Genomic DNA, 21,301 nt, shown 5'->3' on the forward strand with positions numbered 1-21,301 from the left:
CCGCCTAGACTCGGGGGCGTGTTGAAACGGATCGACCTGCGCGGCGGGGTTTCCGACCCGCGTCGCCTGCTGCCCCGTGCCCAGCTCGACGTCTCCGTGGCGGTCGAGCGGATCCGCCCGCTCGTCGAGGCGGTCCGGGATCATGGGTACCCGGCGATCCGGGAGGCCAGCGAGCGGTTCGACGGCATCTGCCCGCCGGTGCTGCGGGTCCCGACCGAGGCGATCGCCGCGGCCGAGGGGGTGCTCGATCCCGACGTGCGGGCCGCGCTGCTGGAGTCGATCGCCCGCGCCCGCCGGGTGCACGACGACCAGCGCCGCACCGACCACACCACCCAGGTCGTGCCGGGCGGCACGGTCACCGAGCGCTGGGTGCCGGTCGACCGGGTCGGCCTCTACGTCCCCGGCGGGCTGGCGATGTACCCGTCGACCGTGGTGATGAACGTGGTGCCGGCCCAGGCGGCCGGGGTCCGCTCGCTGGTGGTGGCCAGCCCGCCGCAGCAGGACAACGGCGGCCTTCCCGACGCCCGGGTCCTGGCCGCCTGCGCGCTGCTCGGCGTCGACGAGGTGTACGCCGTCGGCGGTGCCCAGGCGGTCGCCATGCTGGCGTACGGGTCGACGGTCGACGCCGCGGGCACCCTGCGCTGCGCGCCGGTCGACATGATCACCGGGCCGGGCAACATCTGGGTGACCGCCGCCAAGCGGCTGCTGCGCGGCGTGGTGGGCATCGACGCCGAGGCCGGCCCGACCGAGATCGCCGTGCTGGCCGACGACACCGCCGACCCGGCGCACGTCGCCGCCGACCTGATCAGCCAGGCCGAGCACGACCCGTTGGCGGCCAGCGTGCTGGTCACCCCGTCGGTCGAGCTGGCCGACGCGGTCGACCGGGAGCTGGCCCGGCAGGTGCCGGCGACCAAGCACGCCGAGCGGGTCGGCACCGCGCTCGGCGGGGAGCAGAGCGGCGTCGTGTTGGTCGACGACCTGGCCGACGGGCTGCGGGTGGTCGACGCGTACGCCGCCGAGCACCTGGAGATCCAGACCCGCGACGCCCGCGACTGGGCGCTGCGGGTGCGCAACGCCGGGGCGATCTTCATCGGGCCGTGGGCGCCGGTGTCGCTCGGCGACTACTGCGCCGGCTCCAACCACGTGCTGCCCACCGGGGGCTGCGCCCGGCACTCGTCGGGGCTGTCCGTGCAGTCCTTCCTGCGCGGGGTGCACCTGGTGGAATACACCCGCGAGGCGCTGCGTGACGTCGCGCCGCACGTGGTGACCCTGGCCACCGTGGAGGACCTGCCGGCGCACGGCCAGGCGGTCGCCGCGCGCTTCGCCGGGGAGGCGTCGTGACCACCCTCGACGACCTGCCGATCCGCGACGACCTGCGGGGCCGCTCGCCGTACGGGGCGCCGCAGCTGGACGTGGCGGTCCGGTTGAACACCAACGAGAACTCCTACGCCGTGCCCGAGCCGGTGGTGGCGGCGATCGGCAAGGCGCTCGCCGCCGAGCTGCGCGGCCTCAACCGCTACCCGGACCGGGAGGCGGTGGCGTTGCGCGCCGACCTGGCCGGCTACCTCGGGCACGGGATCACCGCCGAGCAGGTCTGGGCGGCCAACGGCTCCAACGAGATCCAGCAGCAGCTGCTCCAGGCGTTCGGCGGGCCGGGGCGCAGCGCGTTGGGCTTCGTGCCGGCGTACTCGATGCACCCGTTGCTGTCCCTGGGCACCGGCACCCGGTGGGTGCCGGCGCAGCGGGGGGTGGACTTCGGGTTGACCGCCGACGAGGCCGTCGCCGAGGTCCGGGCGCACCGCCCCGACGTGGTCTTCCTCTGCTCCCCGAACAACCCGACGGGGACCGCGCTCGACCCGGCGGTGGTCGCCGCCGTGCTCGACGTCGCCCCCGGCATGGTGGTCCTCGACGAGGCGTACGCCGAGTTCGCCCGGCCCGGCACGGCCAGCGCCCTGGCCCTGCTCCCCGGGCACCCGCGGCTGGTGGTGACCCGGACGATGAGCAAGGCGTTCGGGTTCGCCGGTGGTCGGCTGGGCTACCTGGTCGCCGACCCGGCGGTGGTGGCGGCGGTGCAGCTGGTCAGGCTGCCCTACCACCTCTCGGCGCTCACCCAGGCCGCCGCCCGCGCGGCGCTGGCCCACCGCGACGTCCTGCTGGGCACCGTCGACGCGATCAAGGAGCAGCGGGACCGGATCGTGACGACCCTGCGGGCCCGGGGGCACCGGGTGGCCGACAGCGACGCCAACTTCGTGCTGTTCGCCGTCGGCGACGACCAGTCGGCGGCCTGGCGGACCCTGCTCGACGCCGGGGTGCTGGTGCGCGACGTGGGCCTGCCCGGCTGGCTGCGGGTCACCGCCGGCACCCCCGCCGAGACCGACGCCTTCCTCACCGCGATGGAGAAACTGTCATGAGTCGCACCGCCCGGGTGGAGCGGATCACCAAGGAGACCAAGGTCCTCGTCGAGATCGACCTCGACGGCACCGGCCGGGCCGAGATCAGCACCGGGGTCGGCTTCTACGACCACATGCTCCACCAGATCGCCAGGCACGGCGGCTTCGACCTGACCGTGCGTACCGTCGGCGACCTGGAGATCGACGCCCACCACACGATGGAGGACACCGCGCTGGCCCTGGGCGCCGCGTTCGACCAGGCGCTGGGGGACAAGGCCGGCATCCGGCGGTACGGCTCGGCCACCGTCCCGATGGACGAGGTGCTCGTCCGGGCCGCCGTCGACCTGTCCGGCCGTCCGTACGTGGTGCACGACGAGCCGGCGCTGGCCCCGTACATCGGGCCGGTCTACCCGACCAGCATGACCCGGCACATCTGGGAGTCCTTCGGCCAGGCGGCCCGGGTCACCCTGCACGTCGACGTGCTGCGCGCGGCCCGGCCGGGCGGCCACCCGGATGCGCACCACGTGGTGGAGGCCCAGTTCAAGGCGGTCTCCCGGGCGCTGCGGGAGGCCACCGCGCTCGACCCGCGTAACGCCGGTGTGGTGCCCAGCACCAAGGGCGCGCTGTGAGCGGCCCGGCCCGGGGCGGAGGGCGGCGCTGATGGGCCCGGTGCTGCCGACCCTGCTGCTGATCCTCGCCGGCATCCTGGTCGGTGGGGCCTGGTCGTTGTACCGGCAGGACGCGCCGCGTGGTGCGATCGTGGTCACCGGGCTGCTCGCCGTGCTGGCCACCGCCGGCGGGGTGCTCTGGCTGCTACCCGGGGAGGGCTGATGGGCGCGCACGGCATGGGCAAGCGGATCGTGGTGCTCGACTACGGGTCGGGCAACCTGCGTTCGGCGCAGCGGGCGCTGGCCCACGCCGGGGCGGACGTGACGGTCACCGCCGACCTGGCCGCCGCCGCCGCGGCCGACGGCCTGGTGGTGCCGGGTGTCGGCGCGTACGCGGCCTGCATGGCCGGGATCGAGGCGCTGGGTGCCGGCCCGGTGATCGCCGAACGGGTCGCCGCCGGTCGCCCGGTGCTCGGCATCTGCGTCGGCATGCAGGTGCTCTTCGCGCACGGCGACGAGCACGGCGTGGTGACCAAGGGGCTGGGGCTGCTGCCGGGCGGGGTGACCCGGCTGCCCGCCGAGCGGCTGCCGCACATGGGCTGGAACACCGTCGCCCCGCCGGACGGGTCGGTGTTGTTCGCCGGGTTGCCCGCCGACAGCCGGTTCTATTTCGTGCACTCCTACGGGGTGCTCGACCAGGCGTCGTTGCGTGAGGCGGGCGCCCGGGTGACCACCGCCCACCACGGCACGGACTTCGTCGCGGCGGTGGAGTGGGGTCCGCTGTCGGCGGCCCAGTTCCACCCGGAGAAGTCGGCCGAGACGGGTGCGGTGCTGTTGCGCAACTGGCTGGCCACGGTTGGCTGAGACCCGGGGCGGGGCCGGCCGGCGCGGGCCGGGTGCGCGGTGAGCAAGGAGCGGGCCCGGCGGCGGGCCGCCCGGGAGGCGCAGGCCGCCCGGGAACGGGTCGTTCGGGAACGTCGGATGGCCCGGCGTCGTCGTCGGCGTGCCCTGGTCCGCCGGGTCACCCCGCAGTGGCGGCGGGGCCGGACGGGCCGGCTGGCCCGGCGTACCCGGGGCGAGCGGGCCGCCATCATCGGGTTGACCGCGGCGGCGCTGGCGCTGATCTGGGTTTTCGTCGACGATCTCGCGCTGCGGGTGGCGCTGGTCGTGCTGTTGCTTCTGGTCCTGCCGGCGATCGTGGTGATCGCCCTGGACCGTCGGATCTGAACGAGGAGTAGGAAACGTGACCCTGACCCTGTTGCCCGCCGTGGACGTCGCCGACGGCCAGGCCGTCCGGCTGGTGCAGGGCGCCGCCGGCAGCGAGACCGCCTACGGCGACCCGCTCGACGCGGCGTTGGCCTGGCAGAACGACGGCGCGGAGTGGATCCACCTGGTGGACCTGGACGCCGCGTTCGGCCGTGGCTCCAACGCCGCCCTGCTGGCCGAGGTGGTCGGCAAGCTGGACGTGCGGGTGGAGTTGTCCGGTGGCATCCGCGACGACGCGTCGCTGCGTGCGGCGCTGGCCACCGGGGCGGCCCGGGTGAACATCGGCACCGCCGCGTTGGAGGACCCGCAGTGGTGTGACCGGATCTGCGCCGAGTACGGCGACCGGGTGGCGATCGGCCTGGACGTGCGGGGTCGTACCCTCTCGGCGCGGGGCTGGACCCGTGACGGCGGTGACCTGTGGGAGGTGCTGGCCCGGCTGGATGCCGCCGGCGCGTCCCGGTACGTGGTGACCGACATCACCAAGGACGGCACGATGCGCGGGCCGAACCTGGACCTGCTGGGTGAGGTGTGTGCCCGTACCGACGCCCCGGTGATCGCCTCGGGCGGCGTGTCGACCCTGGGGGACCTGCGCGCCCTGGCGACCCTGGAGGCGGCCGGCGTGGAGGGTGTGATCGCCGGTAAGGCGCTGTACGCGGGCGCGTTCACGGTGGCCGAGGCGTTGGCGACGCTGCGGGCCGCGGGGTGACCGACGCGGCGGACCCGGACGACGGGACCGTCACCCGGCTCGGCTCGGGCGGCCCGTGGGAGGCCCGCTACGGCTACTCCCGGGTGGTCCGGGCCGGCCGCTCGGCCTGGACGTCGGGCTGCACGTCGACGGTCGACGGGGTGGTGACGCACGTCGGTGACGCGGCGGCGCAGACCGCCCAGGCGCTGCGGATCGGCCTGGCCGCGCTGGCCGAGGTGGGTGCGGGTCCCACCGACGTGGTGCGGACCCGGATGTACGTGACCGACCGGCTCTTCGTCGACGAGGTGGGCCGGGCGCACCAGGCGGTCTTCGGTGCGGTCCGGCCGGTCGCCACGATGGTCGTCGTTGTCGGCCTGCTCGATCCGGACCATCTGGTCGAGATCGAGTTGGAGGCGCATCTCCCGCCGTCCTGACCGCCCCGATCCCGGCCGGGCTCGGTCGGGACCGGGAGACGGCTGTCACTCCCGGCCCAGATGAGTTGTGCACAATTGAATTGCGGGCTACCTTTGCCGGGTGAGTGACCATCTGGTGTTGCGCGATCAGGTCTGCTTCGCGCTCTACGCTGCCTCCCGGGCGCTCACCGACGTGTACCGGCCCCTCCTCGACGAGTTCGGGCTCACCTACCCGCAGTACCTGGTGCTGCTGGTGCTCTGGGAGCGCGGCGACGACCCGCCCACGGTCTCCGAGCTGGGGGCCGCGCTCCGGCTCGACTCCGGCACCCTCTCCCCGCTGCTCAAGCGGCTGGCGGCGGCGGGCCTGGTGGTCCGCACCCGCTCGGCGCTCGACGAGCGGCGGGTGGAGGTGGGGCTGACCGCCGACGGCGCGGCCCTGCGCCAGCGGATGGCCGACGTGCCGCTGCGGGTGGCCTGTTCCACCGGCCTCGACGAGACCGAGCTGGTCGCGTTGCGCGACACCCTCACCCGGGTCACCGAGACGATCCACCGACAGAAGGAGCAGTGATCCCCATGCAGGTGCTCTACACCGCCTCCGCGACGGCCACCGGCGACGGGCGCGACGGCCACGTCCGCACCTCCGACGCCACCCTCGACCTCGACCTGGCCGTGCCGAAGGAGATGGGTGGCGTCGGTGGCGCGGCCAACCCCGAGCAGCTCTTCGCCGCCGGCTACGCGGCCTGCTTCCACTCCGCGCTGCGCGTGGTCGCCCGCCGGGCCAAGGCCGACGTCACCGGCTCGGTCGTCGAGGCCGAGGTCGGCATCGGCGCGAACGGCAGCGGCGGCTTCGGTCTGGCCGTCACCCTGGTGGTGGACCTGCCGGCCGTCGAGCGCGCCGCCGCCCAGCAGCTCGTCGAGGCCGCCCACCAGGTCTGCCCCTACTCCAACGCGACCCGGGGCAACATCGAGGTGACCCTCACCGTGCGCGAGGCGGCTGCGGCCTGACCGCCGCACCGGGCCACGACCATCGGGTACGAGAGGACGAAACCGCATGACCAGCAACCGTGAGATCCACCTGGCCTCCCGCCCACAGGGCTGGCCGACCACCGACAACTTCCGCCTGGTCGACGCCGGGGTGCCCACCCCGGGGCCGGGGCAGATCGTGGTCCGCAACCAGTACATCTCGGTCGACCCGTACATGCGGGGCCGGATGAACGACGTCAAGTCCTACGTGCCGCCGTTCGCCCTCGACGCGCCGCTCGACGGTGGCGCGGTCGGCGAGGTGGTGGCCGGCGGAGGCGACGGGATCAACGTCGGCGACACCGTGCTGCACGGGCTCGGCTGGCGCGAGTACGCCCTGCTCGACGCCGGGTCCGCCCGCCGGGTCGATCCGGACCTCGCCCCGGTCTCCGCCTACCTGGGGGTGCTCGGGATGACCGGGCTGACCGCGTACGCCGGGCTGCTCGACGTGGCGGCGATGCGGCCGGGGGAGACGGTGTTCGTCTCCGGTGCGGCCGGCGCGGTGGGCAGCATGGTCGGCCAGATCGCCAAGCTCAAGGGGGCCGGCCGGGTGGTCGGCAGCGCCGGCTCGCCGGCCAAGGTGGAGCGGTTGACGGCGCTCGGTTTCGACGCCGCCTTCGACTACCACGACGGCCCGGTCCGCGACGCGCTGAAGGCCGCCGCCCCGGACGGGATCGACGTCTACTTCGACAACGTGGGCGGCGAGCACCTGGAGGCCGCGATCGGGGCGATGAACCTGCACGGCCGGGCCGCCATCTGCGGGATGATCGCGCAGTACAACGCGGCCGAGCCGCCGGCCGCGCCGCGCAACCTGGCGCTGGTCATCGGCAAGCGGCTCACCCTGCGCGGTTTCCTGGTCGGCGACCACGGCGGCCTGCGCGAGCAGTTCGTCACCGAGGTCGCCGGCTGGCTGCGCGAGGGGAAGCTCTCCTACGACGAGACGATCGTCGACGGCATCGAGAACGCCCCCGAGGCGTTCCTCGGCCTGCTGCGCGGCGAGAACCTCGGCAAAATGCTCGTCCGCCTCTGACCCACCCCATCCCGTCCCGCCCGCCCGCCCCGTTGACAGTGGTGATCAAGAGGTTTGCGTCAGTTCGATCTCGAAGGATGACGCAAACCTCTTGATCACCGGCGCACCGGCGTACCCGCGTGGGGGTGGCGGGGTGGGGCGTTGGATAGGCTCGGCGTATGACGGTGGCGGTGCGGGTGATCCCGTGTCTGGACGTGGACGCCGGGCGGGTGGTCAAGGGGGTCAACTTCCTCGACCTGCGCGACGCCGGTGACCCGGTGGAGCTGGCGGCGGCGTACGACCGGGCGGGCGCGGACGAGTTGACCTTCCTGGACGTCACCGCCTCCTCCAGCGACCGGGGCACCATGCTCGACGTGGTGCGCCGCACCGCCGAGTCGGTCTTCATCCCGCTCACCGTCGGCGGCGGGGTACGCCAGGTCGCCGACGTGGACACCCTGCTGCGCGCCGGGGCCGACAAGGTGGGGGTGAACACCGCCGCCATCGCCCGTCCCGAGCTGATCGCCGAGATCGCCGACCGGTTCGGCCGGCAGGTGCTGGTGCTCTCACTGGACGTCCGGCGGGCGCCCGCCGGCACCACCCCCAGCGGTTTCGAGGTGACCACCCACGGTGGCCGCCGGGGCACCGGGCTCGACGCGGTCGAGTGGGCGGCGCGCGGGGCCGAGCTGGGCGCGGGGGAGATCCTGCTCAACTCGATGGACGCCGACGGCACCAAGGCCGGTTTCGACCTGACCCTGATCGAGGCGGTCCGGGCGGTGGTCGACGTGCCGGTGATCGCCAGCGGCGGCGCGGGCCGGGTGGCGCACTTCCCGCCCGCGATCGGCGCGGGTGCCGACGCGGTGCTGGCCGCCAGCGTCTTCCACTTCGGCGAGCTGACCGTCGGCGAGGTCAAGGACGCCCTGCGCGACGCGGGCCACCCCGTGCGCTGACCCGCGCCCGCGCGGGTGGTTCAGCGCCCGCTCTGCCCCTCCGGGGAGCGGCGGGGGGCCGGGATCGACCGCACCACGTACTCCTGGACGGCGGCGGCGTGCTCCTCCTCGGCCAGGTGCCAGTCCGCGCTGCCCGGGGCGTGCCGCCGCACCAGCACCCCCTGCATGCTGTCGACCGTGCCACCCACCCCGGCCCGGGGGCGGGTACGCCAGAGCTGCTCACCGTCCGGGGTGATCCGGAACCAGCCGTCGGAGACGGTGACCAGCCCCGCGCCGACCAGTCGCCGGACCGCTGTCTCCACGTCCTGTCGTTCGGGGATCGCCTGGTTGAGGTGGTCGGCGGTGGACAGCACGTCGGTGAGTCGTACCCCCTCCGGGCGGCGGGAGTCCGCCGCCCGCCGGTGCCGTCCGGCCCCGCTGGCGATCACCAGTGACACGAAGATCCAGGCGTCCGTCCAGCGCCACGCGTTCTCCCCCATGCACGAATGATGCCCGTAGGTGTCCGTTGAGGAAACACCTACTTTCCCCCTGTCGTGTCAGCGCAGCTCAGCGTGCCCGGTTCCGGACGCAGCGCCGCACGGCGGGGTGGAAACCGGTGGCGGGGCACCGTTGGCCGGGGTGGTGCGGGCCGTCGCCGGCGGATCGGGGAGGGCGAAGCGGGGGATGAAGAACTGGGCCAGCGGGCCGATGCCGAGCGCGTACGCGACGGTGCCCACGCCGACCGTGCCGCCGAGCAGCCAGCCCAGGGCCAGCACGGTGACCTCGATCACGGTGCGCACGAGCCGGACGGAGCGGCCCGGCCGGCGGGCGACGTATCCGGTCATCAGGCCGTCGCGGGGGCCGGGGCCGAGCCGGGCGCCGAGGTAGAGGCCGGTGGCCGCGCCGTTGGCGACGATCCCGCCGAGCAGCAGGGCGATCCGGGCGGGCAGCGGCCACCCGGCGGGCAGCAGGGCCACCGTGGCGTCCACCACCAATCCGATCACCAGCACGTTGCTCACCGTGCCGAGCCCGGGTCGTTGCCGCAGCGGGATCCAGAGCAGCAGCACCACCGCGCCGACCGCGATGGTCACGGTGCCGAACGACAGGCCGGTCTGCCGGGACAGCCCCTGGTGGAAGACGTCCCACGGGTCCAGCCCGAGCCCGGAACGGATCATCATGGCCATGCTGACCCCGTAGAGGACCAGCCCGGCGTAGAGCTGGGTGAGCCGGCGGCCGGGCCGGTGCCGGAGATTGCCAATCGGAGCCATGCATGCCACCCTAGGGGCCAATATCGCCCACTGAAGAGCCAATTCCGAAGGGGTGGCCGTGACCAGCCAGGTGCGAGGGGTCCAATTGGCGCGGTTGCTCGGGCAGTGGCACGCTCTGCCCGGTCGCCGCCGCAGTCCCGACTACGCCGCCCTCGCCGCCGCCGTCCGGGGCCTGCTCGCCGACGGCCGGCTCCCCCTGGGGGTACGCCTCCCGGCCGAACGGGAGCTGGCCGAGGCGCTGCGGATCAGCCGTACCACGGTCACCGCCGCGTACCGGCAGTTGCGCGAGACGGGCCACCTGGCCAGCCGGCGCGGCGCGGGGAGCTGGACCATGCTGCCCGGCACCCACCGGGTCGCCAGCACCGGCCTGTGGACCCCGATGGACGACCGCGACATGCTCGACCTCGGGGTGGCCGCGCTGGGCGCCCCGCCCGAACTGGTCCCGGTCGCCCGGGCCGCCGTGGAGGACCTGCCGCGGTACCTGTCCGGCGCGGGCTACCACCCCACCGGCATCATCGAGCTGCGCGAGGCGGTCGCCCGGACGTACACCGCGCGGGGGCTGCCCACCAGCGCCGAGCAGATCATGGTGACCAACGGCATCCAGCACGCCCTGGACTTGGTGCTGCGGCTGGCCCTGGTGCCCGGCGGGAACGTCCTGGTCGAATCGCCCACCTATCCGAACGCGCTGGCCGCGCTGGCCGCCCGGCGGGCCCGGATCACCACCCACGGCCTCGCCGTCGACGGGATCGGGTGGGACGCCGACCTGCTGCTGGGCAGCGTCCGGCAGACCCGGCCCAAACTGGCCTACCTGATCCCCGAGTTCCACAATCCGACCGGGCACCTGATGGCCGCCGAACTGCGGGAGCGGCTGGTCGCCACCGCCCACGCCGCCGGCACGGACCTGGTCGTCGACGAGTCCTTCGTGGACCTGCCGCTGGACGACACACCGCTGCCCCCACCGATGGCCGTGTTCGACAGGCACTCCCGGGTGATCTCCATCGGCGGGATGAGCAAGCCCTTCTGGGGTGGCCTGCGCATCGGCTGGGTCCGCGCCTCCGCCCCGCAGGTGCAGCGGCTCGCCGCCGCCCGGGTCGGGGTGGACATGGCCAGCCCGGTGCTCGACCAACTGGTGGCGGTGCACCTGCTCGCCCAGGCCCCGGCCATCGTCGCGGCCCGCCGGGCACAACTGGTCACCCAACGTGACGCGCTGCTCGCCGCACTCGCCGAACGGCTGCCGGACTGGCGCTTCGACGTGCCCCGGGGCGGCGTCACGCTCTGGGTCGAGCTGGACGGCCCGATCTCCAGCGCGCTGGCCCGGGCGGCCGAGGAGGTCGGCGTACGGCTGGCGCCGGGCCCCCGGTTCGGCCTGGACGGCACCCTGGAACGGTTCCTGCGGCTGCCCTTCACCCTGCCCGCCGCCGACCTGGTGGAGGCGGTCGGCCGGCTGGCCGCGATCCGCTACGACCTCGACCGGGGCGCGGGCCGCCCGCGCTGGCGGGAGCCCGCGGTCATCGCCTGAGCCGGCCCGGTCGGGCCGTGACGGTGGCCGGGCCGCAGGCCGCCGCACCGGGCGGGGTGCCCGCCCCGTCGGCCGGGTCGCCGGTCGGGGCGAACCGGCCTGACCGGGCGACCCCGGCTGGGAGACTGCCGGTGTGGGCGGCCCGACGAGCTGGCACGGGGTCCGGCCCGGTGCGCCCGGCTCCCGGACCACCCGGCTGGAACTCTTCTACGACCTGGTCTTCGTCTTCGCGTTCTTCACCGTCACCGCGCTGACCTCGCAGGAGCCCACCGGCGTCAACCTGCTGCGCTGCCTGCTGGTGCTGGGCCTGCTGTGGTGGTGCTGGACCGGTTTCGCCGGCCTGGGCAACGCGGTCCGCGCCGACCAGGGGCCGCTGCCGCTGCTCGGTTTCCTCACCGTCACCGCCACCTTCCTGCTGGCGCTGAGCATGCCGGGGGCGTTCGTCGACGAGCCGGGCGGGTTGGACGGCCCGCTGGTCTTCGCCGGTTGCTACCTCCTCGTCCGGGCCTGTCAGTTGGCGGTCTTCGGCGTGCTGGCCCGGGGCGACCCGGACCGGTGGCGGCGGTGGACCCGGCTCGCGCTGCTGCCGGTGGCCGCCACGGCGCTGCTGGTCGCCTCCGCGCTGCTGACCCGCCGGGTCGCCACGGAGGGCACCGCGACCGCCCTGCAACTCACCCTCTGGACGCTGGCCCTGTTGCTGGAGTACGTGGCCGGGGTACGCCTCGGCGGAACGTACTGGGCGGTGCTCTCCGCCGGGCACTGGGCCGAACGGCACGCCCTGATGGTGCTGATCGCGCTCGGCGAGTCGATCATTGCGCTCGGCGTCGGCCCGAAGTTCGTCACCGGCCTGCCGCTGACCTGGCCGGTGGTGATCGCCGCGGTGCTCGGCATCGCCATCGCGTCAGTGCTGTGGTGGGCCTACTTCGACACCCTGGCGCTCGCCCTGGAACAGGCGTTGCACCGCAGCCGCGACCCGGTGCGCCGGGCCCGGTTGGCCCGCGACGCCTACACCTACCTGCACCTGCCGATCATCGCCGGCGTGATCTTCTTCGCCCTCGGCCTCAAGGACCTGCTCGCCGAGGTGGCCGACCCGGACACCCCGCTCTGGGGGGTGCCGCTGGGCGGCTACTGGGTCCTGGTGCTCTACGGCGGGGTGGGCCTCTACCTGCTCAGCCTCGTCGCCTGCGAGTTGCGGGCGGCCCGGGTGCTGCGCTGGCCGCCGGTGCTGGCGGTGCTGGCCCTGGCGGCGCTCTCCCCGGCCGGGGCCCGGGTGCCCGAGGTGGGCGCGTTGGCCCTGCTGGCGCTGGTCTGCGTCGCCCTGGCCGCGGTGCAGACCAGCGGCCAGGGCCGGCGTCGGCGGCGGGTGCGCCGGCTGGCGCTGGCGCAGGAGGAGGCCGTCGAGGAGGCGCAGAGCCGGTGGCGGCGCGAACACCTGTGACCGGCCGGTGGCCGTGTCCCGGGACGGGAGGACACGGACACCGGCCGGTCGGCGGGGGTCAGATCTCGGCCAGGCTGCCCGCGTACATCCGGTCGATCTCGGCGGCGAAGTTGCTCTCCACACCGCGCCGCTTGATCTTCAGCGAGGGGGTCATCTCGCCGTCCTCGATGGTCAGGTCCCGGGACAGCACGGTCACCTTCTTGATCGTCTCCCAGCGGTTGAGTCTGGTGTTGAGCTGGGCCACGTGCTCCTCGACCATCGCGCGGGCCTCGGGCGAGGCGACGATCTCGGCGTAGTCACGCCCCTGGAGGGGGCCGCCCGCCGCCCAGTCCCGGATCGCGTCCGGGTCCAGGCTGACCAGCATCGTGCAGTAGTTGCGGGCCTGGCCGATGACGATCGCCTGCGAGGTGTACGGGCAGATGGCCTTGAACAGGCCCTCGATGTGCGACGGCGCGATGTACTTGCCGCCGGACGTCTTGACCAGGTCCTTCTTGCGGTCGGTGACGCGCAGGTAGCCGTCGTCGTCGAGGCTGCCGATGTCACCGGTACGGAAGAAGCCGTCCTCGGTGAACGCGGCGGCGGTCTCCTCGGGCAGGTTGTGGTAGCCGCGCATCACCGGCCGGCCGCGGACCAGGATCTCCCCGTCGGTGTCGATCCGGCACTCCAGGTCGCCCATCGCCCGGCCGACCGTGCCGATCCGCAGCCCGTCGGGCGGGTTGATGAAGTTGCCGGCGCTGGTCTCGGTCAGGCCGTACCCCTCGGAGATCGGCAGGTTGGCCGCGGCGAAGAAGGTGGCGATCTCGGCGCTCAGCGGGGCCGCGCCCGAGACGAGCACCCTGATCCGGCCGCCGAGGCGGGCCTGGAGCTTGCTGAACACCAGCTTCTCGGCCAGCGCGTACCGCAGCTTCAGGCCGCCGGGCACCGGCCGGCCGGCCTGCTCCAGGGCGACCTTCTGCTTGCCGACCGCGACCCCCCAGGCGAAGATCTTCGCCTTGACGCCCCCGGCGTCCTGGGCGGTGGTGACCGCCTTGTTGTAGATCTTCTCGTAGACCCGGGGGGCGCCGCACATCAGCGTCGGGCGGATCACCCCGAGCAGGTCGACGAGCTTGTCCACCCGGCCGTCGACGTAGGTGGGCAGCCCGACGTGCGTCGAGCCGCAGAGCAGCGTCTTGCCGAACGAGTGCGACAGCGGCAGCCAGAGGTAGTGCACGTCGTCGTCGCGCAGCAGGCCCGTCTCGGCCTGCACCACCCCCTCCCAGCACCAGCCGCCGTGCAGCAGCTCGACCCCCTTGGGCCGGCCGGTGGTGCCCGAGGTGTAGATCAGGGTGGCCAGGTGCTCGGGGCCGACCGGGGCGATCAGCCGGTCCACCAGGCCCGGGTCGGCGGCGAGCGCCCCCGCGCCCTGCTCCTCCAACTCGGCCAGGGTCAGCTGGGGCACGGCGGCGGTCGGGTCGGGGGTGCCGTCGAAGAGCACCACGTGGGTCAGCGCGGGAAGCTGCGCGCCGGCCACCTTCGCCGCCTGGACCGGGTTCTCGGCGAACAGCACCCGGGAGCCGGAGTCGGCGATGATGTATGTCGCGTCCTGCGGCTCGGTGGTCGGGTAGACGGTGGTGGTCGCGCCGCCCGCGCACATGATGCCGAAGTCGGCGAGGATCCACTCCAGCCGGGTGTTGGCCAGGATCGCCACCGGGTCCTCCAACCCGACCCCGAGCCCGTGTAGGCCGGCGGCGACCGCGTCGGCCCGCCGGCCGACCTGCGCCCAGGTCAACCAGACCGGGCCCGAGTCGTCCGCCGCCGGGTGGGCGAAGGCACGTTGGTCGGGGGTGGCGGCCACCCGCTTGCGGAACATATCGGGGATGGAACGGTATGGGACATCGAGAGCCATCGAGGTTGCCGCCTTCGGGGGTGGATGACGTGACGAGGGTCACGTCGCTGTGCGGTTACCGAAGAGTATTGCCTGCACCCGGGCATCGGCTAGCCCTCGAACCTGTGAGGCGGCTGAGTCCCGGCGGACGCCCCGGGCGGGGTGGCGTACCGGTCCACCCGCATCGACCAGTCGTAGGTGGCGCGCAGCCACGCGCGGCGGGCCGCCAGGTAGGGGGTCACCGCCGGCCCGGCGTGTGCGACGAGCGCCGCCTCCCGCACCAGGTAGCCGGCCAGCCCGTCGTTGAACCAGCCGGCGGCCAGTTGGAAGGCCGACGCCTCGTCCCGCCCGTGTTGCGCGGCCAGGACCGTCACCAGGTTGTGCGGGTCGGCCACCGCGTCCCGTTCCTTGCGGTAGGAGAACAGGTCGTTACACCAGCAGACCAGGTCGACGGCGAGGTCGTCCAACGCGACGAGCGCCGGGTCGACCCGCCGGGCCGGGCCGGGCGGCCGTCCGTACGCCAGGTCGGTCAGGGTGAGGCTGGGGCGTACGCCGCCGGTGTGCCGGCGCATCTGGCGGTACTCGGCGAGCCCGGGGACCCGTCGGCGCTCCCGGTTGGCGGCCTCCCACAGCAGCGCCAGCAGGTACTCCCGCAGTTGGCTCACCAGCCGCAGCAACAGCGTGGGCCGGCGCTGGTCGAGCACCCGCCGGCACAGGTCGGCCAGGGCGACGCCGAGCGCCCCGGCCGGGGTGTCCCGGTCGGCCCGGGGCGCACCGTCGCCGGCCGGCCCGCCGTGGCCGCCCGCCGTCGGAGTGGCGTCCGCCGTCGGAGTGACGCACCAAGCCGCCGTGCCGGCCGGGCCGCCGTGCCGGTCGAGGACGTCCAGCAGCGCGGTGACCGTCGGCGCGAGGGTGGCCGGCGCGCTGCCCAGGCCGTCGTCGTCGCAGACGTCGTCCATCACGAACAGCCAGGAGAACAGGTCGGTGAGCAGGCGCAGCCGGGGCACCGACGCCTGCGGGCAGGCGCGTCCGGCCAGTTCGGCCGCGCCGGCCCGGTGCAGCCGGGAGGCCGACGGTCCGCCCCCGACCAGGCCGTGCCGGCGGGCCCACTCCAGACTCTCCGCCGCCACCCGGTCGGTGGCGACGTGCCGGCGGCTGACGAACGGTGGCTCGTACAGCGCCGAGACGTCGAAGCTTCGCATGGCGTCCCCAGTCGGCCACCCCCCACGAGCGGCGTCGCCGGAGAGTACGGCAAAGAGATCGACACTGGTCGTTGCTGAAGCGGCCGGGGTGACCGATTCCACCCCTGTCGCCAACAGCGACGTCCTTCAGCGCGTCACGTGATCAACCGGCCGCGCAGGGTGTCCGCGCCGGTGGGAACCCGGCGCGCGGTCGGGCTCACAACCCCAGCGCGGCCGTGCGCAGCCGTTCGGTCAGCGCCGGTGGGCCGTCGAGCTGGACCCGGGCCACCCGCTGCCGGCCGGACAGGAAGAGCACCAGCTCACCGGGGGGCCCGACCAGGCGTACCCGGTCACCGCCCCGCCCCGCGGTCAGCTCGCCGTGGCCGGGGGCCTGCACCAGCAGGTCCGCCGGGAAACGCCGGGCCCGGGTGCGGGTCAGCAGGGCCACCGGCTTCCACAGCCGGTCGGCCAGCCCCGCCGGGAGGTCCCGGGGGTGCCAGCCCGGGCGGGCCCGCCGGACGTCCTCGTGGTGGATGAAGAACTCCATCGTGTTGGCCAGCTCGTCGGTCAGCGGGTTGCTGACCGGGCTCCACACCGGGGGCCGGCGCACCTGTGCGACCAGGTCCGGCCAGGGGCGGGCGGCGACCCGCAGCCGCACCCGCTCGGCGTACCCGTGCAGGGGTGGCAGCAGGATGCCGCCGGCGGCGTCGGGGCGGCGCTCCCGCACCACCAGGTGGGCGGCGAGATCCCGGGCGGTCCACCCCTCGTTGATCGTGGGGGCGTCCGGGCCCACTTCCAGCATCAGGTCGGCGAGCGCCTCGCGCTCCGCTCGGGCGTACCGCGGCATGCAGCGATCGTAGGTCGGCGGGCCGCCATCGGCGCGGCGGGAGACCAGCCGGGCCCGGTTGCGGCAGGCCAGCCGGGCCCGGTCGCGGGCGCGGCCGGGACGTGACGGTGGACATAGGCCGCCGGGCGGCGGCGGTGGCCGGGACCGGTAAGGATAAGGGAGATAATTGCGGCTTACGGCGGGGGAGAGCGTGGCGAGCGGGACGAGTCGGGATGTGATCCGCCGGGGGTTGTGGGTCCTCGGCCGGGCGATCCGGGAACAACCGCGCATCTTCGCGGTCGCGGTCGCCGGCAGCGTGCTCTTCGGCGGACTGGTGATCGCCAGCGCGTACGTGGTCGGCGCGGTCGTCGGCGACGTGGTGGTGCCGGCGGTCGAGGCCGGCGAGGTCGGCACCGGCACGGTGGCCCTGGCCGCCGTGGCGCTGTTCGGGATCAGCGTGCTGCGGGTGGTCGGCATCTTCGGCCGTCGGCTCGGGGCCGGTTACATGCAGTTCCGCCTTCAGGCCGCCTACCGTCGCCGGGTCACCCGCCGCTACCTGGACCTGCCGCTGGCCTGGCACCACCGCAACGCCACCGGCACGTTGCTGTCCAACGCCAACTCCGACGTCGAGGCGGCCTGGTACCCGATCGCGCCGCTGCCGTTCGCGGTCGGCACGCTGGTGATGCTGGTCGGCGCGGTCGGCTCGCTGTTCGTCACCGACTGGGCGCTCGCCCTGGTCGGGCTGGCCGTGTTCCCCGCCCTGTTCGCGCTCAACGTGGTCTACTCCCGCCGGATGGCCCCCCGCCAGGCCCGCGCCCAGCGGCTGCGGGCCGAGGTCAGCGGCATCGCCCACGAGAGCTTCGACGGCGCGCTGGTGGTCAAGACCATGGGCCGGGAGGCCCAGGAGACCGCCCGGTTCGCCGGCCGGGCCCGGGAGCTGCGGGACTCGCTGATCTCCGTCGGCCGGCTGCGCGGCGTCTTCGACCCGCTGCTGGAGACGCTGCCCAGCCTCGGCACCCTGGCCGTGCTGGTGGTCGGCACGATCCGGCTGCGGCAGGGCGCGATCACCGTCACCGAACTCGTCAGCGTCGCCTTCCTCTTCACCGTGCTGGCCTTCCCGGTGCGGGCGATCGGCTGGGTGCTGGCCGAGCTGCCGCGCAGCGTGGCCGGGTGGGACCGGGTCAGCCGGGTGCTCGACGCCACCGGCGAGATGCCCTACGGCGAGGTCACCCTCGACGACGCCGCCGGCCCGGCGACCCTCGCCTTCGACGGCGTCCACTTCGGCTACGAGCCCGCCGAGGCGCACCTGCCCGGCACGTCCGTGCTCGGCGAGGTCGCCTTCACCGTGCCCGCCGGGCGGACGGTGGCGCTGGTCGGGCCGACCGGCGCCGGCAAGTCCACCATCGCCTCGCTGGCGGTCCGGCTGGTCGACCCGGACTCCGGCACGGTCACCCTCGACGGGGTGGACGTGCGCCGGCTCACCGCCGCGTCGCTCGCCTCGACCGCCGCGCTGGTCGCCCAGGTGCCGTTCGTCTTCGACGACACCGTCCGGGCCAACATCAGCCTGGACCGGCCGGGCATCGACGACGAGGACGTCTGGGCGGCGCTGCGGCTGGCCGAGGCCGACGGCTTCGTCGCCGCCCTCCCCGACGGGCTGGACACGATGGTCGGTGAGCGGGGCACCTCGCTCTCCGGCGGCCAGCGGCAACGCCTCACCCTGGCCCGCGCGCTGGCCGGCCGGCCCCGGTTACTGGTGCTCGACGACGCCACCAGCGCGGTCGACCCCCGGGTCGAGGCGGCCATCCTGGCCGGGCTGCGCGGCCCGGCACCCGGGCAGCCGGCCGCCGCGTCGATCCTGGTGGTGGCGTACCGGCGGGCCACCATCGCGCTCGCCGACGAGGTGATCTATCTGGAGCAGGGCCGGGTGCTGGCCCGGGGCACCCACACCGAGCTGCTGGCCACCGTGCCCGGCTACGTCGACCTGGTCACCGCCTACGAGCAGGCCGAACAGGAACGCGAACAGAACCGGACGTACGACGAGGTCGCCCCGCTGCCGTCGGGCCTGGAGATCGAGGTGGACCGGTGAGCGCAGCGGAGCCCCGCAGTCGCGAGCGGAAGGGCAATCCGGTGAGCGCGAGGAGTGCAGCGCAGCGGGGTCGTGGGGTCGGGAACGGAAGGTCGACGTCGGTGGGCGAGGGGGGCGGGGACGAGCCGGTCGAGCGGACCGAGGGGACCTGGCAGACGTTGCGGCGGGGGTTGGCGCTCTCGCCCGAGCTGCGTACCGGGTTGGCCGGCACGTTGGCGTTGGCGCTGGTCTACATGGTCGGCCGGGTGGCCGTGCCGGTGGCGGTGCAGCGCGGCATCGACCAGGGGATCGCCGTCCCCGACGGGCCGGATCTCGGGGTGATCGTCACGGTGGTCACCGCCACGGCGGCGGTCCTGGTGCTCACCACCGTCTGCGGTTACCTGATGATGCGGCGGCTGTTCACCGTCAGCGAGACCGCACTGGCCAACGTCCGGACCAGGGCGTTCCGGCACGTGCACGACCTGTCGATGCTGCACCAGCAGTCGGAGCGGCGCGGGTCGCTGGTCTCCCGGGTGACCAGCGACGTCGACCAGATCACCCAGTTCCTCCAGTGGGGCGGGGTCATCCTCATCGTCAACCTGGGCCAGCTCGCGGTCACCACGGCGGTGATGCTGGCGTACTCCTGGCAGTTGACGCTGGTGGTGCTGGTCGCCTTCGCGCCGGCGGTCATGATCATCAGGTTGTTGCAGCGTCGGCTGGCCGGGGCCTACGGGGTGGTCCGGCAGCGGACGGGCACGTTGCTCGGCACGATCGCCGAGAGTGTGGTGGGTGCGCCGGTGATCCGGGCGTACGGGGTTTCCGGGCGGACGGCCCGACGGTTGGACGCGGCGATCGAGGGGCAGCGGTTGGCCCAGCAGCGGGCCATCCGGATCAGCATCATGGGCAGCTCGGTGGGGGAGTTGGCGGCCGGGGTGGCGCTGGCCGGGGTGGTGGTGGTCGGGGTGTCGCTGGGGGTGGACCGGACGCTGTCGGTCGGCCAGCTCACCGCGTTCCTGTTCCTGGTCACCCTGTTCATCCAGCCGGTGCAGATCGCCACCGAGGTGCTCAACGAGGCGCAGAACGCGATCGCCGGCTGGCGGCGGGTGCTCGACGTGCTCGACCTCACGCCGGACGTGGCCGATCCGGGGGAGCAGGGCCGGGACCTGCCGGCCGGCCCGTTGGACATCCGCTTCGCCGACGTGACGTTCGCCTATCCGGGTGGGCCGCCGGTGCTGCACGGCGTCACCCTGGACATCGCGGCGAAGAGCCGGGTGGCGGTGGTCGGTGAGACCGGCAGCGGCAAGACCACCTTCGCCAAGCTGCTCACCCGGCTGATGGACCCGACGCAGGGGCAGGTGCTGCTGTCCGGGGTGCCGCTTGACGAGGTGCGGTTCGACTCGCTGCGTTCCCGGGTGGTGATGGTGCCGCAGGACGGGTTCCTGTTCGACGCCACGGTCGGGGAGAACGTCCGTTTCGCCCGTCCCGAGCTGACCGATGCGGAGTTGACGGCCGCCTTCACCGAGCTGGGCCTGGCCGACTGGTTGGACGGCCTGCCCGGCGGACTGGCCACTGCGGTGGGGGAGCGGGGGGAGGCGTTGAGCGTCGGGGAACGGCAGCTGGTGGCGTTGGCCCGCGCGTACGTGGCCGATCCGGACCTGCTGGTGCTGGACGAGGCGACCAGCGCGGTCGACCCGGCCACCGAGGTACGCCTGCAACGCACCCTGGACGCGGTGACCCGGGGGCGTACGACGCTGGCGATCGCGCACCGGTTGTCCACCGCGCAGGCCGCCGACGAGGTGGTGGTGGTGGACCGGGGTCGGATCGTCCAGCGGGGCCCGCACGAGGAGCTGCTGCGTGATCCCGACTCGGTGTACGCCCTGCTCTACGCGTCGTGGTTGGAGCAGACCCGCTGAACCACCTGTTGCCCACCGGTAGGAGTCACATCTGGTGGACGTGGTCGCCCGGGTGCTCTACTCTGCGGGTTAGGTAAGGCTAACCTTTATCGGAGGTGCCCGTGGCTCCGACCCCTGCTGAGCTGATTCGTACCCTGGTGGCCGGTCGGTTACCCGGCCTGGTGCACCTCGCCCACCGGCCCGGCCCGTTCCACGTCCGGCACGCCACCGACGCGGAGGGGCGGGTGCTGCTGCTCGTCCCGGTCTTCAGCGACCTCGCCGCCGAGCTGGACCCGGCCGCCGCGCGGGACGTCGCCGTGGTGCTCGACGTGCTCGACCTGCCCCCGGCCGCCGGTGCGCCGTCGGCCGGCCGGGCCTGGGTGTCCGGCTGGGCGGTGCCGCTGACCGGTGACCCGGCCCGTCGGGCGGCCGTCGACTTCGCCGCCGTGGACCCCACCGGCGACCTGCTCGACGTCGGGAGCCGGTTCCGGCTGCACCGCTTCGAGGTGGCCGAGGCCCGGCTGGACACCGCCGGCGTGGTGCACCGGGTCGACCCGGGTGAGTACGCCGCCGCCGAACCGGACCCGGTGCACCCCGACGAGGCCGCCCTGCTGGCCGACCTCGCCGACCACCACGGGCCGCAGGTGACGGCGTACCTGCGCCGCCGGCTCGGTCTGGCCGACGGTGAACCCCGGGTGGTCCGCCTCGACCGGTACGGGCTGGTCGTGGCACTCGGCGGCCCCGGCGACAGGCGTCGCGCCCGCCTGCCGTTCCCGCACCCGGTGACCGACCTGGCGGAGCTGTCCCGGCTGCTGCACCCGCTGCTCTGCACCCGCTCCGCCGCCCACCCCCACTCCCGTCCGCACCGCCATCCCGCCAACACCCGGCCCGACCGCGACTAGCCCCGCCACCCCCACCCCACCCCCGTCCC

General features: G+C 74.2%; 22 protein-coding genes. 17 read left to right on the plus strand and 5 right to left on the minus strand.

Translation table 11 applies throughout. The features are described 5' to 3' along the window. Window positions 1-18: 18 nt before the first annotated feature. The 12 genes from hisD (at window position 19) to hisF (ending at window position 8,338) form a co-directional block, all read left to right on the plus strand. Window positions 19-1,341 carry a histidinol dehydrogenase gene (hisD, locus tag ACN267_RS02115; protein ID WP_281895607.1) on the plus strand — a complete coding sequence of 441 codons (1,323 nt, stop codon included), beginning with the start codon at window positions 19-21 and terminating at the stop codon, window positions 1,339-1,341. Continuing rightward, on the plus strand, window positions 1,338-2,411 hold the full coding sequence (locus tag ACN267_RS02120; RefSeq protein ID WP_421487787.1) for a histidinol-phosphate transaminase: 1,074 nt from the start codon (window positions 1,338-1,340) through the stop codon (window positions 2,409-2,411). Before hisD ends, ACN267_RS02120 begins: the two co-directional genes overlap by 4 nt. Then, on the plus strand, window positions 2,408-3,019 hold the full coding sequence (gene hisB, locus ACN267_RS02125; protein WP_204959255.1) for an imidazoleglycerol-phosphate dehydratase HisB: 612 nt from the start codon (window positions 2,408-2,410) through the stop codon (window positions 3,017-3,019). The genes ACN267_RS02120 and hisB overlap by 4 nt, the downstream gene beginning before the upstream one ends. A gap of 31 nt (window positions 3,020-3,050) precedes the next feature. After that, window positions 3,051-3,221, plus strand: a complete 171-nt coding sequence (locus ACN267_RS02130) for a hypothetical protein (RefSeq protein WP_204959254.1) — start codon at window positions 3,051-3,053, stop codon at window positions 3,219-3,221. A gap of 14 nt (window positions 3,222-3,235) precedes the next feature. Next, complete coding sequence (gene hisH / locus ACN267_RS02135; protein WP_421490374.1) at window positions 3,236-3,862, plus strand: imidazole glycerol phosphate synthase subunit HisH; 627 nt, start codon at window positions 3,236-3,238, stop codon at window positions 3,860-3,862. A 39-nt stretch (window positions 3,863-3,901) separates the two neighbouring features. Then, complete coding sequence (locus ACN267_RS02140) at window positions 3,902-4,225, plus strand: hypothetical protein (protein ID WP_204959252.1); 324 nt, start codon at window positions 3,902-3,904, stop codon at window positions 4,223-4,225. 16 nt (window positions 4,226-4,241) lie between these two features. Beyond that, complete coding sequence (gene priA, locus ACN267_RS02145) at window positions 4,242-4,970, plus strand: bifunctional 1-(5-phosphoribosyl)-5-((5-phosphoribosylamino)methylideneamino)imidazole-4-carboxamide isomerase/phosphoribosylanthranilate isomerase PriA (RefSeq protein WP_421487788.1); 729 nt, start codon at window positions 4,242-4,244, stop codon at window positions 4,968-4,970. Continuing rightward, entirely contained in the window at window positions 4,967-5,383 is a 417-nt protein-coding gene (locus ACN267_RS02150; protein ID WP_204959250.1) for a RidA family protein, read from the plus strand. Before priA ends, ACN267_RS02150 begins: the two co-directional genes overlap by 4 nt. A 100-nt stretch (window positions 5,384-5,483) precedes the next feature. Next, on the plus strand, window positions 5,484-5,930 hold the full coding sequence (locus tag ACN267_RS02155) for a MarR family winged helix-turn-helix transcriptional regulator (protein ID WP_204959249.1): 447 nt from the start codon (window positions 5,484-5,486) through the stop codon (window positions 5,928-5,930). Window positions 5,931-5,935: 5 nt separating this feature from the next. After that, entirely contained in the window at window positions 5,936-6,367 is a 432-nt protein-coding gene (locus ACN267_RS02160; protein ID WP_239485624.1) for an organic hydroperoxide resistance protein, read from the plus strand. A gap of 46 nt (window positions 6,368-6,413) precedes the next feature. Then, the gene (locus ACN267_RS02165; RefSeq protein ID WP_421487789.1) at window positions 6,414-7,412 is read left to right on the plus strand and encodes an NADP-dependent oxidoreductase; all 999 of its coding nucleotides are present in this window, start codon (window positions 6,414-6,416) and stop codon (window positions 7,410-7,412) included. A gap of 158 nt (window positions 7,413-7,570) precedes the next feature. Next, complete coding sequence (gene hisF / locus ACN267_RS02170) at window positions 7,571-8,338, plus strand: imidazole glycerol phosphate synthase subunit HisF (RefSeq protein WP_088643065.1); 768 nt, start codon at window positions 7,571-7,573, stop codon at window positions 8,336-8,338. A 20-nt stretch (window positions 8,339-8,358) separates the two neighbouring features. On the opposite strand, the gene ACN267_RS02175 is transcribed toward hisF, so the two are convergent. Both ACN267_RS02175 and ACN267_RS02180 read right to left on the minus strand, forming a co-directional pair. Continuing rightward, window positions 8,359-8,817: a hypothetical protein gene (locus ACN267_RS02175; RefSeq protein WP_204959245.1), complete on the minus strand. Its 459-nt coding sequence runs from the start codon at window positions 8,815-8,817 to the stop codon at window positions 8,359-8,361. A 57-nt stretch (window positions 8,818-8,874) separates the two neighbouring features. Beyond that, window positions 8,875-9,585 (minus strand): YczE/YyaS/YitT family protein, encoded by a 711-nt coding sequence (locus ACN267_RS02180; protein WP_281895622.1) that lies wholly within the window; start codon window positions 9,583-9,585, stop codon window positions 8,875-8,877. A gap of 58 nt (window positions 9,586-9,643) precedes the next feature. Between ACN267_RS02180 and ACN267_RS02185 the strand changes: the two genes are divergently transcribed. After that, the gene (locus tag ACN267_RS02185) at window positions 9,644-11,104 is read left to right on the plus strand and encodes a PLP-dependent aminotransferase family protein (protein WP_421487790.1); all 1,461 of its coding nucleotides are present in this window, start codon (window positions 9,644-9,646) and stop codon (window positions 11,102-11,104) included. Window positions 11,105-11,237: 133 nt separating this feature from the next. Next, window positions 11,238-12,542 carry a low temperature requirement protein A gene (locus ACN267_RS02190; protein WP_421487791.1) on the plus strand — a complete coding sequence of 435 codons (1,305 nt, stop codon included), beginning with the start codon at window positions 11,238-11,240 and terminating at the stop codon, window positions 12,540-12,542. Between the two features lie 58 nt (window positions 12,543-12,600). Here the strand turns inward: ACN267_RS02190 and ACN267_RS02195 are convergent, their stop codons facing one another. The 3 genes from ACN267_RS02195 to ACN267_RS02205 form a co-directional block, all read right to left on the minus strand. Continuing rightward, window positions 12,601-14,427, minus strand: a complete 1,827-nt coding sequence (locus tag ACN267_RS02195; protein ID WP_421487792.1) for an AMP-dependent synthetase/ligase — start codon at window positions 14,425-14,427, stop codon at window positions 12,601-12,603. Window positions 14,428-14,516: 89 nt separating this feature from the next. Next, window positions 14,517-15,608, minus strand: coding sequence for a terpene synthase family protein (locus tag ACN267_RS02200; protein WP_421487793.1), 1,092 nt, complete (start codon window positions 15,606-15,608; stop codon window positions 14,517-14,519). A gap of 196 nt (window positions 15,609-15,804) precedes the next feature. Next, window positions 15,805-16,434, minus strand: a complete 630-nt coding sequence (locus ACN267_RS02205) for a TIGR03085 family metal-binding protein (RefSeq protein ID WP_421487794.1) — start codon at window positions 16,432-16,434, stop codon at window positions 15,805-15,807. Between the two features lie 190 nt (window positions 16,435-16,624). Between ACN267_RS02205 and ACN267_RS02210 the strand changes: the two genes are divergently transcribed. The 3 genes from ACN267_RS02210 (at window position 16,625) to ACN267_RS02220 (ending at window position 21,272) form a co-directional block, all read left to right on the plus strand. Continuing rightward, the gene (locus ACN267_RS02210) at window positions 16,625-18,499 is read left to right on the plus strand and encodes an ABC transporter ATP-binding protein (RefSeq protein WP_204959239.1); all 1,875 of its coding nucleotides are present in this window, start codon (window positions 16,625-16,627) and stop codon (window positions 18,497-18,499) included. A 101-nt stretch (window positions 18,500-18,600) separates the two neighbouring features. Next, on the plus strand, window positions 18,601-20,391 hold the full coding sequence (locus tag ACN267_RS02215; protein WP_204959238.1) for an ABC transporter ATP-binding protein: 1,791 nt from the start codon (window positions 18,601-18,603) through the stop codon (window positions 20,389-20,391). A 101-nt stretch (window positions 20,392-20,492) separates the two neighbouring features. Continuing rightward, window positions 20,493-21,272, plus strand: a complete 780-nt coding sequence (locus tag ACN267_RS02220) for a DUF2470 domain-containing protein (RefSeq protein WP_204959631.1) — start codon at window positions 20,493-20,495, stop codon at window positions 21,270-21,272. Window positions 21,273-21,301 lie beyond the last annotated feature (29 nt).

The sequence above is a fragment of the Micromonospora sp. WMMD734 genome, from assembly GCF_049178975.1.
In the GTDB taxonomy this organism is placed as follows: Bacteria; Actinomycetota; Actinomycetes; order Mycobacteriales; family Micromonosporaceae; genus Micromonospora; species Micromonospora wenchangensis.